The sequence below is a fragment of the Lentzea xerophila genome (genome assembly GCF_051094245.1).
Lineage (GTDB): Bacteria > Actinomycetota > Actinomycetes > Mycobacteriales > Pseudonocardiaceae > Lentzea > Lentzea xerophila.
In genome coordinates this window covers 5738909-5754374 of record NZ_CP194934.1, presented here as the reverse complement: position 1 = coordinate 5754374, position 15466 = coordinate 5738909, and the positions used below count along the sequence as shown (strand labels likewise).

The following is a 15466-nucleotide window of genomic DNA, read 5'->3' as shown; positions in this document are numbered from 1 at the left end:
CTTGTACGAAAGTCAGTGGCCAAGTCGGATCACCTGGTGTGGCCGGGTGGTCGAAGTTCCCTGAGGAGTCGAATGTGGCCAGCGCAGCACCCCACCTCATCGGCGGCAACACCACTGCGACGGCGCCCCCGCCCCGGACAGGCGCTGAGCCCCTGTCGCTGCTACCGGCCGAGGACCTCGACACCCTGCTGATGATCCGCCACTTCGAACTGGCTGTGCTGGAACTGTTCTCGCAGGGTCTGCTGCACGGCACCACGCACACCTGCCTCGGGCAGGAGTACATCCCCGTCGCGCTCTACGCGCTGCTGGACGAGGGCGACTACATCTTCAGCAACCACCGTGGGCACGGCCACTACCTGGCCCGCTTCCGTGACCCGCACGGCCTGCTGGCGGAGATCATGGGGCGCGAGGGCGCCGTGTGCCACGGGGTGGGGGGGAGTCAGCACATCTACCGCGACCGCTACCTGTCCACCGGCGTACAGGGCGAGAGCCTGCCGGTGGCCGCGGGTGTCGCCCTGCACCTGCGACGGGCCGAGCCCGGACGGCTCGCGGTGGTGCACATCGGCGACGGCACGTGGGGCGAAGGCGCGGTGTACGAGGCGCTCAACATGGCCCAGTTGTGGCGGCTGCCCCTGCTGGTCGTGGTCGAGAACAACAAGATCGCTCAGTCCACTCCGACCGAGCGGCAGATGGCCGGTACCATCCAGGCCCGCGCGGCGGCCTTCGGCATCCGGCACCACCACGTCACCTCTCATGACGTCGCCTGGGTGCGCCGGGAGTTGTCCGGCTTGATCGACGACATCCGCATCCAACCCCAGCCCCTGGTGGTGGAGTTCAGCACGAACCGCGTAGGCCCGCACAGCAAGGGAGACGACTCCCGCCCCGCCGAGGTGATACGGCACGCGGCCGCGCAGGACTGGTACCACCGGTACCAGCAGCAGTACCCGGAGCAGTTCGCCGTGGCGGACCGGAACCAGCGACTGGCGATCGCCGAGTTCGTGCGCGAGGTCCAGGCCCGCCCCGTGTCCCGCTGGGAGCACTCATGAGCAGGCCGGAGCGGGTGATCGGCAACCTCAACCGGGCCCTGCACACACTCCTCGACAACGATCCCCGCGCCTACGTCATCGGCGAGGACATCGCCGACCCTTACGGCGGGGCTTTCAAGGCCTCCCGGGGCCTCTCGGACCGCCACCCGGACCGGGTGATCTCCTCGCCGATCAGCGAGGGCGGCATCGTGGGCGTCGCCGCCGGGCTCGCCCTGACCGGCAACCACCCGGTCGTGGAGATGATGTTCTCCGACTTCGCCGCCCTCGCCTTCGATCAACTCCTGAACTTCGCCAGCAAGTCCGTGTCGATGTACGGCCGCACCGTGCCGATGAGCATGGTGGTCCGCTGCCCCACCGGCGGCAATCGGGGCTACGGGCCGACCCACAGCCAGAGCCTGCAGAAGCACTTCATCGGCATCCCCGCGCTCAGCCTGCACGAGATGTCGCCGTTCCACGACAACGCGGACGTCCTCACCGCCATGCTCGCCCGCGAGCAGCCGTCCATGTTGTTCGAGGACAAGACCCTCTACACCCGCCCGATGCACCAGGGAGGGGTCGTCGACGACCTCTTCCGGTACGAGCTGCTCGACGACCCGTGCCGGACCGCGCGCGTGTTCCCCGTGGACTGCACCGACCCGGACTGGATCATCCTGGCCCCTGGTGGCCTGACCGAGCGGGCCGTCGCCGCCATGCGCACCCTGCTGCTGGAGGAGGAAGTCACCTGCGAACTCCTGGTGCCCTCCCAGCTCTACCCGTTCGCCGTCGAACCGCTGCTCGCGACGGTGTCCCGCGCCCGCCGCATCTGTGTCGCGGAGGACAGCACGGCAGACGGCACCTGGGGCGAAATGCTCGCCCAGCAGCTGCACCAGCACCTGTGGCGACGGCTGGACCGCCCCGTGCTGCTGCTCAGCGCCCAACCGAGCGTCATCCCCACCGCCGCCCACCTCGAGCACACCGTCCTGCTCCAGGCGACCGCACTCCGCCGCGCCCTCACGGAGGCTTCCCAGTGATCAGCGTCAAGCTGCCCACCCTCAACACCAACGACGCCAGCTATGTCCTGGTCGAATGGCTCGCCGAGCACGGCGCACACATCAAGAAGGGGCAGCCGCTGGTGGTGGTCGAGACCGCCAAGGCGCAGGAAGAGATCGACAGCACCGCCGACGGCATTCTGCACACCCTCCTCGCAGACGGCGCCGACTGCCGCCCGGGTCAGACCGTCGCCCACCTCTTCGCCTCGGCGGACGAACGCCATGCCTACCTCTCCGCACCGGCCGTCGACCCCACCGCACGGCCGGAGCCGGCAGCCGATGCCGGCCTGACGCTCACCAAGGCGGCGCGCGCCCTCGCGGACCAGCACGGCCTGACCGACGACGAACTGCGCGGACTGGGCCGCACCGTGGTCCGCGCAGCCGACCTCGAAGCGCTGCTGTCACGCCCCGCGGGGGCCGGTGCTCCCACCGACCGGCAACTCTCGGCGCAGCAGCGGGCGGTGGGCGCCGTGGTCGTCGAGTCGATGCGCACCATCCCGGCCGCCGCCGCCTACGCCAAGGTCGACGTCGGCCAGGCTCAGGACCTCGCCCGGCAACTGCGCCACCGCACCGGCAGCTTCGTCTCCCTGCTGGGCCTCCTCGTCAAGTCGGTGGCAGACCAACTCCCGGCGCATCCAAGCCTGTTCACCCGGCTCCTCGACGACGGCACCATCCAGCCCGCCCCCTGCGCACACGTCGCGGTGGCAGTGGACGCCGGACAGGGCCTCTACACCCCGGTCGTGCACAACGCCGCCACGCTGAGCGTCGCCCGGATCGCCGACCTGATAACGGGATTCCGCGACAAAGCTGTCCGCGGCACCTTCCGAGCCGACGAACTCACCGGGGCCAACATCCTGATCGCACCGCACACCGCCGACGGCGTGGTTTTCGCGACCCCCATCGTCTTCCCCGGCCAGACCTGCGCGCTCTCCCTGGGCGGCATCGACGAACAGCTCGTCCTCGACGAGCGGGGCAGGCCGGAAGCCCGCCGGTTCACGTACCTGGGTCTGGTCTATGACCACCGCGTGGTCAACGGCCGCGACGCGATGGCCTTCCTCGGTGACCTCAAACGAGCACTGGAGACACCAGCCGCCCTCGCGGCCGGTGCGGAAGGCGACGAGGACGCGCCGAAGAAGGCGTGCGAGCCCGCGACCTGACAGCGGGACCTCCACGCGCGGCGGGCAGCCGGAGCACGGCGTCCGCAGCCCACCCCCCGGCACACGAGCGCGGGTGCCGGGGTGATGACAGTGATCCCGTCGAAGGACTGAGTGTGCGGCTGGTCCGGTCAGTCAGGCTTCGGCGGCGCTCCGCAACACCGAGAAGTTCTCGTCATACCGAGGAGGCTGCTGCCCGATGGAGAAGTTCGCCCTACTGTGCGACGCCGTCGCCCACGTCCACGCCGGCCGCCCCGCGCAGGCCCGTCCCGCGCTCGAGACGTTGGGGAGGCTGATCGGGCCCGAAGTGCGGCCGCAGGACGCGGCGTACGAGCTCTACCGCGCCGCACTGGTCAACCGCGTCGAGGAGCACGGCAGCCCCTCGGAGACCAACCTGTACACACAGACCTACGACCAGCCGCAGATCAATCTGTACTACCTGCTCACCACCTACCTGCCGTTCATGGACACGACCCGGGTCGTCAACGAGCTGCTGGCCGGGCAGGTGGGCGCCGCGGCCGACTTCGCCCTGATGTCGGTCGGCATCGGGCACGGCCACCAGGAGAGCGCTCTGCTGCACGCTCTCGCGGCCGGAAACCCGGAGTTGCGCCACTGCACGGTCATCGGTGTCGACCCCGACCGGGAGAGCCTGGCCACAGCCGAGCGCATTCTGCGGAAGGCCGCGGCCGAGCACGGTCTCGATCTGGACTTCCTCCCGGTGGCGAAGGTGGCCGAGGACCTCGATGATGACGACTGGATGAGCCTGTCCCGCATCGACGTCCCGTTGGTGGTCAACGCCTCTTTGGCGCTCCACCACATGCAGGACCCGAGTCCCGGCCACGACGCCCGGGACGAGTTCTTCCAGCGGTTGCGCATGCTGGACCCGTGCGGGGTGGTGCTGAACGAGTTCGACACCGACCACCACGAGGTGTCCTTCCCGCAGCGGTTCTTCAACTCATGGCGGTTCTTCGGCACCATTCTCCGCGCCATCGAGGCCGCGCCTGCCACCCGGCAGGAGAAGGACCACATGAAGACGTTCTTCGCCCGCGAGGTCATGAACATCGTCGGCTCGCGCACCGACGACCAGCGTTTCGAGCGGCACGAGGCGGCCGCTACCTGGATCAACCGGCTGCGCCGCTGTGGCTTCGAGCCTTACGGTGACGCCCCGGGGCTTTCGGTCCCCCCACTCCCCGCGGACTTCACGGTTCGCGTCCTGCCCGAGCAGGTCCGGCTCGGCTATCGCAACGCCACAGTCTGCTCAGTCATCGGCGCGCGTCCTGCCGGATGAGAGCATCCCGGAGGTCTGCGCGGTGACCGCACCTGCCGAGCACCTGTCTGTGCTCTCCGCAGTTGCCCATCCATACCTCAAGTGGCGCTCGAGGCTTTCGGACAGTCAGGGATCATGTCGCAGATGCAGAAGTCGAGGATGGAGATCGTCGACCTGAGCCAGGCGTGATCGTCAGGTCAGCACCATCGCATTCGTACGCGCTCAATCAGGGCAAGGGGTCCAGCTTGCAGTTCAGGAACTCTGCGCCCTTTGGCGCAAGTTAGGTCGCCAGTGGGTGTGGCCGCCGGTGAGGGCATGAGTGCAGTGGCGACCTCGTTGATGCCGACAGGCGAGGAACTTCGGGTTTCAACCGCCGCAAAGCTGCATCGCTGCTGATCAACCGCATCGTCGCGGTATCACGGCCGTTGTCGGGAGGATGCTGGCCACCTGATTTGCGCATTGGTGTTCGGCGCCCATAGTGGTCGTCACAGAGCCGTAGTGGGAGGAAAATGGGAGAAGTCAAGGCGGGGTAACGGGATCGAGCTGCCCTCAAGGGCACCCAACTGCACCGCCGTGACCTGCTGCGGCGACGTTCCTGCAGGTCAAGCTGTGGTTTGATCCACCCTGGGGTCAAGGGGTCGCAGGTTCAAATCCTGCCGTCCCGACGGTCTGAATCAGCCCGCTGATTCTGGGTGAAAGCCCAGTTCAGCGGGTTGTTTCGTGCGCCCGTGTCGATCTTCCCTTGACTATCCGCAGTGGTGTACTGGTGGGTAACCCGGGTTTTGGGAGGATTTTCGGGAGGATCCGTTTCCTGGCGGTGAAATGGGGTCGCGTTGCCGAACGCGAATCCGTACCCCGTCCGGGTGGTTCCTCCGGCGCTGCTTCCTGATGGCCGCTGCGGCGCGGTTGGTCGTTTCCGGTGGTTCATTTGGCGCGCCCGGCGCCAGCGCCGGTGTACGCCTGCTGGGGCGCCTGCCCACCGCGTGCTGGCTGGGTGCCACTGGCTGGGCACAGCGCAAGGAGATGGTCATGCCGTGGGTCATGGTCGCTGAGCTGCTTGAGCGGTGCGCGGCCGGGCCGGGCGGGCAATGCGAGGACCGCGCTGATAGTGAGGCTGGCGCGACGTTCGGCGTGGTGTTCACTGATCCAGTGAGACGCCAACCAGAATCCGTGCAACTCGTTACCCGCGGTGAGACGGCCGTCAAGCTGGAGTTGGAGAAGCTCGGCTGGGGGCGTAATGATCCCAAGGGACCACGGCGCGTGAATCTGTTCCGTTCGCTCACTGCGGGACGTTCCTTCCAGATTCTGCTGGATGACGCGGTCACGGCGGCACAGATCAAGGACCTGCTGCCGGGACGCGGCCGCTCGATGGTGATCGTGACCGGACAGGAGGTTTCGGCGCGCTCGCCGATCACGAAGCGGCCTTCATCGACGTCGAGCCGCTGAACGACGACATGGCGATCCAGCCGCTACGCGGCTACGCGGGTGACAGGGTTGATGCCGAACCGGCAGCGCGCGACGCGGTGGTAGCGCTGTGCGGAGGCCGGGCAGTGGCGCTGAGCGTGGTCGGTCGCGTGCTGCACGATGCCCCGGACCTGCCGATCAGCGAGCTGCTCGACGAGCTGGAGTCCGTCGGCCTCACCACGATGACCGTCGGCGACGAACCCACGATCGCCGCCGTGCTCGATGTCGGCTATCGCCGGCTAACGGAACTCGCGCAGCGCTGCTATCGAGCGCCGGGGGTGCACCCCGGCGGGACCGGTGTGTCTCTGCAGGCGTTGGCGGCGGTGATGAAGCTGCCTGAGCGCCAGGTGCGTCCGGTAGTGCGGGAACTGGTGCACGGCAAGCGGATGGTCGACCAGATCGACGGGCGCCTTCGCCTCGACGCCCTGGTGCACGAACACGCCCGTAACACTGCCCGTGAGATCGACGGCACCGATGCGTGTGACATGAGGCAGCGCGCTTTCGTGCGCTGGTACGCCAAGGGTGCGCTGGCAGCCGACTGCGTGCTCCAGCCGCACCGCCCATGGGTGGGACAACTCTTCCCCGAACTCGTCATCGACGCCGAACACCCGGCACACCGCAACGCGCGGGACTGGATGCTGGCCGAACGTGCTGCGCTGCAGGCGATTGTTCAGCTCGCCGCTGATCTCGGCGAGCTGGAGTCGGTGCTGCACCTGTGCGTGGCGCAGTGGTGGCTCTACGAATCCCAGAAGTACTCCGATGATTTCGTTGCCACCCATGAAATCGGCGTCGAGGTGGCGGATCACCTCGCTCGTCCGGCGGTGAAGGCCCTCCTCCTGGTGTAGAAGGGCTATGCAGAACGAACCCGAGGCCGGTTCACGGAGGCAGCGGACATCCTCCGTGAGGCAGGCCTGCTCGCGCAGTCGCACGACGACCTGCAGCTGGAAGCCACCGCGATCGAGGGCGCGGGACTCGCCAGGTTCGAAGAGGGCGACATCGCCGCAGCGAACGAACTGCTGGACCGCAACCTTGGGCTCGCCCAACGCATCGGCGACCCGCGGCGCACCGCGCTGATTTCCTGCGCGCGCTGGGCGTGGACGCCGTGCCGCCGAGCGTGGACGAGGCGGCCGCGTTGTTCCGCTCCGTCCTGTCCGGCAAGAGGGTTCTCGTGGTGCTGGACAACGCCCGCGACACGGCCCAGGTACGCGTACTGCTGCCGGGTTCGCCGCAGTGCCGCGTGGTCGTGACTAGCCGGGATCACCTGCCCGGTCTGGTCACGCGCGACGGCGCGCATCGCACGGAGGTGCCCCGGTTCTCCGACGACCAGGCGCAGGAGCTGTTCACCAGGGTGCTGGGCGCGGAGACCGCCGATGCCGCGGCGCTGACCGAGCTCGCCCGGCGCTGCGCGCACCTGCCGCTGGCGCTGCGGGTGGCGGCGGAACGGTTGCTGTGGCGGCCGGACAGCCTCAGCGAACTGCTCCAGGAACTCGATGAAGGCCTGGACCCGTTGGACGACACGGATCCGGACAGCGCGGTGCGTGCGGTGTTCTCGTGGTCCTACCGCCTGTTGCCGGTGCCGGCCGCGCGGCTGTTCCGGTTGCTGGGCGCGTGGCCGGGCCCGGACGTCGATCTTCCGACCGCGGCGGGGTTGTTGGGCGCCGGGCCGCGCGATGCGCGCAAGGCCGTGGACGTGCTGGCCCGGGCTCACCTCATCGAGGAACCGGCGCCGGGACGCGTGACGATGCACGACCTCCTCCGCGCCTACGCGACCGAGCTCGCCGAGCCGGCCGAGGTGACCGCGGCACTGCGGACCGCGCTGGACCGCCACCTGGCCATCGCCACGACGTGCATGAACGAGGTCGACCCGCACCGCCGCCGCGTGCCGCCGCCGAAAACCGTTACGGCACAAGAGGAATCTCCGGAGGCGTTGGCGTGGCTGGACGCCGAGCACCGCAACCTTCTCGCGCTGACCAGATACGCCGCCGCGCATGGACTCGCCGAGCACGCCTGGTACGCGCCGCACACGTTGGCGCGCTTCTACTTGCGCCGCAGGCACATCGAGGACTGGATCGACATGGGCCGCACGGTGCTGGCCGTCGTCGCGGACCCGTTCGCCGAAGCCGAGACGCGCACCCACCTGGCCACCGCACACGCGAACCGGGGCGACCTCGACGAAGCCGAGCACCACTACCGCCGCGCGCTGCTGCTGCACCGCGGCAGCGAAGCCGTGATCCTCGGCAACCTCGGAACCGTTCTGCACCGCAAGGGCGCCTTCGACGATGCGGTCGAGCACTACCGCAAGGCGATCAGCCTGCTCGCGGCCGACGGCGACCACCGCAACGAGTCGCTGCTGGTCGCGAACCTCGCGGGCGTGCTGAACCTCCTGCACCGGCATGGGGAAGCCCTGGTCTCCGGCGCCAGAGCACTGGACCTCGCCCGCTCCGCCGGCGACACTTGCGCCCAGGCACACGCACTGCGCATCCTCGGCATCGCCCACTGCGAACTGGGTGCACACGAGGAAGCCGCGCGACACCTGGGCGAGGCCTTGGCGTTGGCCAAAGGCCAGCAGGACGAGACCGACGAGGGCCAGATCCTCACCGAGATCGCACACCTGCGCACCCGGCAGGGCCGCCACGACGAAGCGGTGGACCTGCACCGTCGTGCCGTGGATATCGCCCGCCGGTCCGGTGACGTGAACACCACCGCGGTCGCCCTGCTGGATCTGGGCCAGGCTCTGATCACCACCGGAGCACCAGCAGCCGGCCAGCTGCGCGAAGCACTCGACCTCGCCACCTCCACCGGTGACCGTCACCACGCCGAACGAGCCCGCGCGCTGCTCGCTGCCCAGTCCGGTCCGACGGATCCATCGCTCGGCGTGGGCTGAAGGGGCCTTTCAGTCCGCCGGTTCCGCTCGGCAGGGCGGGTTTTCGGGTACCAGCCCCAGTTTCGGCAAGGTGACCTCGGCTACCGCCGAACGTGACGACCGGCGAGGTCATCGACGCGACGTTGTGACATGGCGGGGCGCCTGCGACCCGGCGCGACCGAGCGAGGGTGCGGCGAGCTCGCGGTCGAGGCTGTCGGCCAGGCCGAAGTAGCCGCATCGCCCAGATGTCGACAAGCCGGAGCAGGAGAAACGTCAGGTCGACCACCATGGCGGCGGCGATGGCGGTTGACACCTTAACAAGGTTCAGGCATGCTGAGTCGCAGCGGTGATTTAACTTAGTTAGAGGCTTTTGTCGATGCTCGCGGTGGTGGGCGCCACGCTTCGTTCCCCGTGCGAGCTACGTGCAAGTGTCCATTCAGTGGTGACGATCAAAATTCCGTCTATTCCCTAGCGTTCGGGCCGCGAAATTCGGATCGGTTCACGTCGAAAACCATTACCAGAGAAAAGATGGTCCGCAATGTCAAGGCAACCGCAGTCGCCGCGCTGTTGTGCGTCATGGCAGGGCCGGTGCCGGCCGGTGTCGGAAACGCCGAGCAGAGCCCGATTTCCGGTACCACGAAGATCACCCCTCGAGGGCCGCTCGGTGAACGTGCCCTGCTCGGGCACTCAGGTCGCCGGTCGGCTCGGTGAAGGCGCCAGCGACCAGCCACCGGACCCGCAGACGCTCGACAGCAGCGGCAACGCCCTGACTGGAGTGCTGGACCGCGTTTCCGGTGGCCGCCCGGTCGTGCTGGCCGCGCACTCCATGGGTGGGTTGATCGCCGCTCGCTACACCCCCGCCCACCGCGACCGCGTCGCGGGGCTGGTCCTGATGGACGCCATCCCGTCGACCATCGTCGCCGACACCATGCGGGAATCCCGGAGTCCGCTACCGGGCCGGCGGCGTAGCCCGCGCGATGGCCGTCGCGGGCTACGCCGGCCAGAACCCGGAACGGCTGTCCATTCAGGACGGAGAGGTGGGTTACGCCGGTGACATCCCGGTCGTCGGGATCCGGCGCGGACAGCCCTGCCTCACCGAGCAGATCGGCATCAAGCCCTTCTGATCCAGCGAGAACCCAATGCCGGTTCTGGTGCGCTCAGTCAGGTCTTCTCGCCGGACCGTCGCCACCATTTTTGTTGGCGCACACAGCTACCGCCGGTTTCCAACCAGTTGTCATCAATCGCACGGAGGACCAGTTGAATCAAAAGTTGAAGAAGTTGGCAGCGACCGCATTGGCCACCTTCGCGATGACGGCCGCGATTCCCGCGGGATCAGCATTGGCAATCGACAAAGTCAACTGCGGTAACAGGGAATACCTGCGAGTCGAGTACCACTACACCACTGGCGCCTCTTACACGGACTGCTTCGCAAACGCCGGATCCTGGCGTATCTACGACCAGTTCGGCCGGAGCGTCTGGGTCACCGAGATCTGGACGGGGAACAACCGCGCCAAGTGGTACGGCGACGGGCAGTGGCGGCCGGCCAACGCGATCGGACCGTGGACCTCCTACCTGGCCGAACACTCCCGGCGGAGTGAAGCTGGGCGAAATCCAGATCCTCTGAGGGGCGTCAGATCCGCGTCGACCTCAGCCGTTCCGTCGGGTACGGAGGAGCTGAGATAGCGAAACACGAGCAGCGCAAGAGGAATTCTGCGAAACGTCGCCTTGTCGCTGCCGTCTCAGCTGCGCTGGCCATCGGCGCAACTCCGGCTCATGCGATCAACGAGGTGAACATAGTCAGCTGCTTCTTCGAGAGCGGATATTTCGTCGTCGGCTTCCCGGAGCCGGGGGCAACACCCAGGGCCAGGCGCTGCTTTGCCGACGCCGGCGAAACCAACATCAACCAGAGGTACGTCAACGGCTTCAGCAGCGGCAACAACGCCAGCTGACCACGAAGTCAGGTCATCGAGCCCTAGACCGTGACGGATTGAATGAATCAACCGCCGGGTGGCGGCCTGCGTTCGCAGGTCGCCACCCGGCTGTCGCGGTTGAGGCAATGGCGATTGTCGTTGCCATCCTCGTGCTCAAAGCCCTGGGTAAAAATGGCGACCAGATCGACCGGCTGTTCACTGAGGTGATCTCACCAACGGAGATTCCCCTCGCTGAACGCCTGACGCGTGGAGGAGCGCGTGGCCGTGCGTCGCGACGGGTTGCGGGGCCTGGAAGAAGAAGGGCGGGGAGTCCTGGTAGGACCTGGATTTGCGAAGATCAAGTCCGAAACACCAGAGGCTCGCCGTGATCACCTATAGCGCCACACTCGACGTTCCCGCGAACTGGCCCAGTGCCTCGGGCGCCTGCTGCGCGCCGAACGCCGCGACCGCGGCGCCCGCACCAGGGCGCTGACCTGCTTCTGGCATGCGGTGTTCGCGCTGTGCTGGTTCCGCGAGAACCGCGACATCACGGCGCTGGCGCGCGATCACGGCATCTCCCGCGCCACTGGCTACCGCTGTCTGACGAGGTCATCACCGTGCTCTCTCCGAGCAAGCCCCAGACCTGCACGAAGCATTACGGCAAGCCCAGCAGGCACGCCGGCGTAGTGCTCGACGTCGTAGTGGTATGTGCGGAAAGCACGCGTGTTCGGGGAGTACGCGTGTTCGAGGGCCGTCGTGTCGCCGGTCGCCCTCAGGCGTCGGCGCTTGGCTTTCGTCGCTGCTCGCTCATCCCCACTGCTGGTTGCGGGACTGATCGCATGGAACTAGCTGTAGGCCTGCGCTGCTGTCGTGCAGGCACGCATCATTGCCCGCGCTGCGGACTTCGGCGGCGTCCTGCGAGACCGTGATCTTCCACTTCTGTGAATCTGTTTCGGCACATGCGGCGCTCCGCAGCCCTGTGGGGCTGAGGTCCAGGCACGCGCCCGTGGCGTGGTTGCTGAGCCGATAGGTGCCGTCCCCGGCCGCCCGCGGTGTCCACCGCTGGTAGCTCATACCGTTGCAGCGATAGGTTCTGAGTCCGCCGTCCAGGCTGTCGTCCAGGCAAGCGCCGGTGGCCCTGCTGACGAAGACGCGATTCCCCGCTGCGGAGACCAAGTCCGCTGAACCGTTCATGCCGGAGGTCGGCTGTGTCGGTGCGGTGGCCGTCGAGACGATTGCCAGGGTGATCACGCTGCCCAGCACCGCGCCAACGCCGGCGCCGGCCAACGCCCACAACCACCCGCGGCCCGTCCTGGAGGGCGCTGTGTCCGGTTTCTCCGGTGCGGGCTCCGGTGCTGTGCGGGGCTGAACCGCATCGGCCGCTTCCCAGCGCGCCCGGTATTCGGCGGGGTCCGCGCCCAGGGCTGTGCACAGGGCGCGCACGACGTCCCATGGCGGGACGGAGCGCCCGCGCAGGTATCGCGACAGCGACGAGTCGCTCACGTGGATCTCGGATTCCAGCGACCGCAGAGGACGTCCGGAATTCCGCTGCAGAGTGCTGAGCGCGGTGGCCAGGCTGCGCACCGGGTCGGATCCGTTCTGCTGGCCACCAGCCATCGAGACCTCGTTCGCGCCGGGCCGACGGCATGCTTCGACCGGCGGCACCTGTCCCGGGACGGACATGTCCCAGCAGGTCAGGAACCTAGCGGTTCCAAATGAGCTGAAGCAACCGGGACACGCTTGCGCACGGGAACTGATCGACTACAAGCTGTGTTCAGCCGAATGCTGGGTGACGTTAGGTCTTTCGGCCCTCCGGTCCAGCTTCATCGGCAAGTCTCGACCGCTACCTCGAAACGATGGCCGCGCGGTCGAGACAGAGGGCGGGGCCAGCTCGTTCCAGGGCAGGCGCCGGCCGCGGTTCGCAACGTCGATCAGGGGAGCGATCATGTCTTACAGAGTCACAGCAGCAGCGCTGGGAGCGTTGCTCGCCCTTTCCGCCGCGGTCGCCGTGGCACCGGCGGACGCCGCCACGGCCGGTCCGGTCGCGTCGGCGGCCCCGGCGCTCGCGGTCACGTCGCCGACTTCGTCATCGGGCGAAGCGATGAGCGACCAGCAGTTGCGAGCTGCGGGCTACGAGCGCATGGCCATCGTCAGGGCGGGTGAGGCGACCGGCACGTTGTGGCGGATCATCGAACCGGCGGGCGCATGGACATGGCATGCCAACCTCCACAACGCCGCGCCGGGTTCAAAAGTCTGGGCTGAGAACTGGTTCAGCAACGTCGTGTCATCGGCGACTGTCCCGGCAGGCGAGATCGGGGTCAACACCGGTACCTGGTCTAGTTTCGGCAGGTTCCGGGTCTGCTTCCGCCTGGCAGACGGCACGTATCGCGGCTCGTACTACTCGCAGACCTAGCCGGCGCACAGGTGGCCGGTAGACCTCGGTCGGCTGAGGACAGGGGGTGTCGACCGCGCCTCCGGCCACCGCTCGTGCTCGCCTTCCGCTGTGCTCGGGTGAGGTGTGAATTCAGTGGTGGGCATGTGATCGCCACGAATGTGTTGTTTAGTCGTCAATAAAAATCAGATTTTCGCCAACTATGGAAATCTGGATTCGCAGTCGGTCATCAGATGACTACTAGGGGAGAATGATGAAGCTGCTCACGGGGGGCGCTCGGATTCGCGCTGTTGGCGGCACCAGCGGTGTCCGCCGCACCTGTTTCGACGGTCGTGTCCGCGACGGAGAATGTGTCCGCAGCGGCGGCCGTATCGCGCACGGAAATGATCCAGCGCGCCAAGTCCTGGAACCCGCACACCGCCAAGCGGATTCCCTACAGTCAGAGCAAGACCCACGGCGGTTACCGCACCGACTGCTCGGGCTACGTGGCGATGGCGGCCAAGCTGGCGCGGAACGCGTGGCCTGATGCGGTAGAGCTGAGCCGCAACCAGCACGTACAACGACCGTGGCGCGCTGCTCTCGGCCACTGGTCCGTCCGGCGACTCCCAGTTCGTCTACGACGAGTCGGGACGCCTGACTCAGCAGGTCGACGTGTCGGGCAGCGCCAGGTACACCCATCGCCAGGGCAGGCTCGCAACCGTCCAAGATGGACTGACTGGCGCCGCGCAGGCGTTCGGCCACAACGAGGCCGGCCAGGTCCAGTCCATCACGTTCGCCGGCAAGGTGCGCTCATGCGAGTACGACATCTACAGGGAGATCGAAGGGGGCGGGGGAGTGGCCTTCCCAGATCTGGCGGGATGTCTGTTCGGGATAGGGCAGAGTCTTCGACTCGGTGTCCAGGACGTGGGTGAGGTGCTCGCCGGGCCGGTGGGCGGGCCAGCCCGCGTCACCGGTGGTGACGAAGCGGACCCATGCCTCCTGGAGTTCGCGGGAGAGCGCGACGGCCTCGGGAGTGGGTTCCTCGCCGATGAGCTGGGTGCCGACGGGGCTGTCCAGCGTGCCGAACGCCAAGGGCAAGTCGAGGCTGTGGCAGGCGCCCAGGATGCCGCCGAGGGCCGGGGCAACCCAGCACAGTTCGAACAGGTACGAGGTGCCGCCGGCTGCGGCGTTCGCCTCGGCCAGCTTCTTTGACGGCATGCGGAACAGGGCGTCGGAGTACACCGTCTCCACCAGTTCCTCCGGGCCTGCCTTCGGGAACGCGGCACGGTAGGCGCGCGCGCCGTCAGGCTGCGGAGCGAGCAGTTCCAGGGCTGCGTGGGCGTCCTTCTCGGTGAAGGTCCCGTATCGGCCGCTCATGACGCTGAAGTACCGGAACTCGTTCTGGGTGTGGCCGACGAGCAGTTCGGTCCCGCTCGCGCGTGCGCTGGTCAGCGCGGGCCACGGCGTTTCCGGGACGACTTCGCCGTCGACGACGGGGCACAGCGCGGTGCCGGTCTCCGTGAGGCGTCCCCAGTTCTCCCGGTGTGCGTGGAGGTCGGCGTTGAAGGAGGTGAGCTCGGCGGCCAGGTGCCATGGATCGATGTCGCGCAGGGCCTCGGCGGTGGGGGCCGCCGCGCCGAGCCGGTCCGTGAACGTGGCGGTGACCCGCCGTGCCAGCGCGGGGGTGCTGTGCAGCCCCGGCACCGAATGGGCGATAGCCCGCCGGAACAGCGTGCGCGCGGACTTTATCGTCAGCAAGGCGGCGACTGAGCCCGCTCCGGCGGATATCCCGCCCACGGTGACCCGGCCGGGGTCGCCTCCGAAGGCGGCGATGTTGCGCTGCACCCACTCCAGCGCCGCGATCTGGTCGAGGAATCCGCGGTTGGGCGGCACGTCGTCGAGGAACGCGAATCCTTCCGCGCCTACACGGCAGTTGATGGTCACCACGACAACTCCCGCTGCGGTTAGCGCTGCCGGGTCGTACATCGGGTCGCTCGACACCGCCGAGAGGTAGCCGCCCACGGGGATCCACACCAGAACCGGCAGTCCCGCCGCGCCGGGATCCGGAGTGCCGACGTTGAGCGTCAGCCAGTCGGTGCCCTGCGGGGGCACGTCGATCGGCAGGGACAGCGGCACCACGGGGCCGAACTCGACCGCCTGCCTCGTCCCCTCCCAGCGGAGCGGCGGCGCGGGCGCGGCGAAGCGGAGCGCTCCGACCGGGGGCTGGGCGTAGGGGATGCCGCGGAACACCGCGTGCCCCTGCCGCCAGCGCCCCTGAACCACGCCTTCCGTGGTCCGTACCTTCGGTTGTCCGGACATGAAGATTCCTTCCCCCCGAGTGGACTCCAATGTTGTAGGTCAGC

13 protein-coding genes and 1 pseudogene are annotated in these 15466 nt (G+C 67.9%); 11 read left to right on the top strand and 3 right to left on the bottom strand.

Annotated features, from left to right (window positions below):
* The first annotated feature begins 74 nt into the window (after positions 1–74).
* The 10 genes and pseudogenes from ACRSBM_RS27420 to ACRSBM_RS27375 all read left to right on the top strand — a co-directional run bounded on the left by ACRSBM_RS27420 (position 75) and on the right by ACRSBM_RS27375 (position 10771).
* Positions 75–1046: a thiamine pyrophosphate-dependent dehydrogenase E1 component subunit alpha gene (locus ACRSBM_RS27420; RefSeq protein ID WP_434447430.1), complete on the top strand. Its 972-nt coding sequence runs from the start codon at positions 75–77 to the stop codon at positions 1044–1046.
* Positions 1043–2056 carry an alpha-ketoacid dehydrogenase subunit beta gene (locus ACRSBM_RS27415; protein ID WP_434447429.1) on the top strand — a complete coding sequence of 338 codons (1014 nt, stop codon included), beginning with the start codon at positions 1043–1045 and terminating at the stop codon, positions 2054–2056. The genes ACRSBM_RS27420 and ACRSBM_RS27415 overlap by 4 nt, the downstream gene beginning before the upstream one ends.
* Entirely contained in the window at positions 2053–3231 is a 1179-nt protein-coding gene (locus ACRSBM_RS27410; RefSeq protein ID WP_434447427.1) for a 2-oxo acid dehydrogenase subunit E2, read from the top strand. The genes ACRSBM_RS27415 and ACRSBM_RS27410 overlap by 4 nt, the downstream gene beginning before the upstream one ends.
* Positions 3232–3427: 196 nt before the next feature.
* Positions 3428–4516 (top strand): GRAS family protein, encoded by a 1089-nt coding sequence (locus ACRSBM_RS27405; protein WP_434447425.1) that lies wholly within the window; start codon positions 3428–3430, stop codon positions 4514–4516.
* Between the two features lie 867 nt (positions 4517–5383).
* On the top strand, positions 5384–5941 hold the full coding sequence (locus tag ACRSBM_RS27400) for a hypothetical protein (RefSeq protein ID WP_434447423.1): 558 nt from the start codon (positions 5384–5386) through the stop codon (positions 5939–5941).
* Positions 5942–5949: 8 nt separating this feature from the next.
* Positions 5950–6804: a hypothetical protein gene (locus ACRSBM_RS27395; protein WP_434447422.1), complete on the top strand. Its 855-nt coding sequence runs from the start codon at positions 5950–5952 to the stop codon at positions 6802–6804.
* A gap of 257 nt (positions 6805–7061) precedes the next feature.
* A complete protein-coding gene (locus tag ACRSBM_RS27390) occupies positions 7062–8843 on the top strand; it encodes a tetratricopeptide repeat protein (protein ID WP_434447420.1) in 1782 nt (593 codons plus the stop codon).
* 517 nt (positions 8844–9360) lie between these two features.
* Positions 9361–9738 (top strand): annotated as a pseudogene (locus tag ACRSBM_RS27385) (alpha/beta fold hydrolase); the annotation flags it as partial.
* A gap of 61 nt (positions 9739–9799) precedes the next feature.
* Entirely contained in the window at positions 9800–9946 is a 147-nt protein-coding gene (locus tag ACRSBM_RS27380; protein WP_434453530.1) for a hypothetical protein, read from the top strand.
* Positions 9947–10609: 663 nt separating this feature from the next.
* Entirely contained in the window at positions 10610–10771 is a 162-nt protein-coding gene (locus tag ACRSBM_RS27375) for a hypothetical protein (protein ID WP_434447418.1), read from the top strand.
* A 354-nt stretch (positions 10772–11125) separates the two neighbouring features.
* On the opposite strand, the gene ACRSBM_RS27370 is transcribed toward ACRSBM_RS27375, so the two are convergent.
* Positions 11126–11302 carry a hypothetical protein gene (locus ACRSBM_RS27370; protein WP_434447416.1) on the bottom strand — a complete coding sequence of 59 codons (177 nt, stop codon included), beginning with the start codon at positions 11300–11302 and terminating at the stop codon, positions 11126–11128.
* A gap of 237 nt (positions 11303–11539) precedes the next feature.
* Positions 11540–12349, bottom strand: coding sequence for a helix-turn-helix domain-containing protein (locus ACRSBM_RS27365; protein WP_434447414.1), 810 nt, complete (start codon positions 12347–12349; stop codon positions 11540–11542).
* Between the two features lie 328 nt (positions 12350–12677).
* Between ACRSBM_RS27365 and ACRSBM_RS27360 the strand changes: the two genes are divergently transcribed.
* Entirely contained in the window at positions 12678–13145 is a 468-nt protein-coding gene (locus tag ACRSBM_RS27360) for a hypothetical protein (protein WP_434447412.1), read from the top strand.
* Between the two features lie 768 nt (positions 13146–13913).
* Here the strand turns inward: ACRSBM_RS27360 and ACRSBM_RS27355 are convergent.
* A complete protein-coding gene (locus ACRSBM_RS27355) occupies positions 13914–15422 on the bottom strand; it encodes a carboxylesterase/lipase family protein (protein WP_434447410.1) in 1509 nt (502 codons plus the stop codon).
* Between the last annotated feature and the right edge of the window lie 44 nt (positions 15423–15466).

What these genes read in the sequence shown, in the direction of transcription:
- ACRSBM_RS27415 (WP_434447429.1), top strand. Translation starts at nt 1,043, where the DNA reads ATGAGCAGGCCGGAGCGGGTGATCGGCAACCTCAACCGGGCCCTGCAC.
- ACRSBM_RS27405 (WP_434447425.1), top strand. Translation starts at nt 3,428, where the DNA reads ATGGAGAAGTTCGCCCTACTGTGCGACGCCGTCGCCCACGTCCACGCC.
- ACRSBM_RS27400 (WP_434447423.1), top strand. Translation starts at nt 5,384, where the DNA reads ATGGCCGCTGCGGCGCGGTTGGTCGTTTCCGGTGGTTCATTTGGCGCG.
- ACRSBM_RS27395 (WP_434447422.1), top strand. Translation starts at nt 5,950, where the DNA reads ATGGCGATCCAGCCGCTACGCGGCTACGCGGGTGACAGGGTTGATGCC.
- ACRSBM_RS27380 (WP_434453530.1), top strand. Translation starts at nt 9,800, where the DNA reads ATGGCCGTCGCGGGCTACGCCGGCCAGAACCCGGAACGGCTGTCCATT.
- ACRSBM_RS27365 (WP_434447414.1), bottom strand. Translation starts at nt 12,349, where the DNA reads ATGGCTGGTGGCCAGCAGAACGGATCCGACCCGGTGCGCAGCCTGGCC.
- ACRSBM_RS27360 (WP_434447412.1), top strand. Translation starts at nt 12,678, where the DNA reads ATGTCTTACAGAGTCACAGCAGCAGCGCTGGGAGCGTTGCTCGCCCTT.
- ACRSBM_RS27355 (WP_434447410.1), bottom strand. Translation starts at nt 15,422, where the DNA reads ATGTCCGGACAACCGAAGGTACGGACCACGGAAGGCGTGGTTCAGGGG.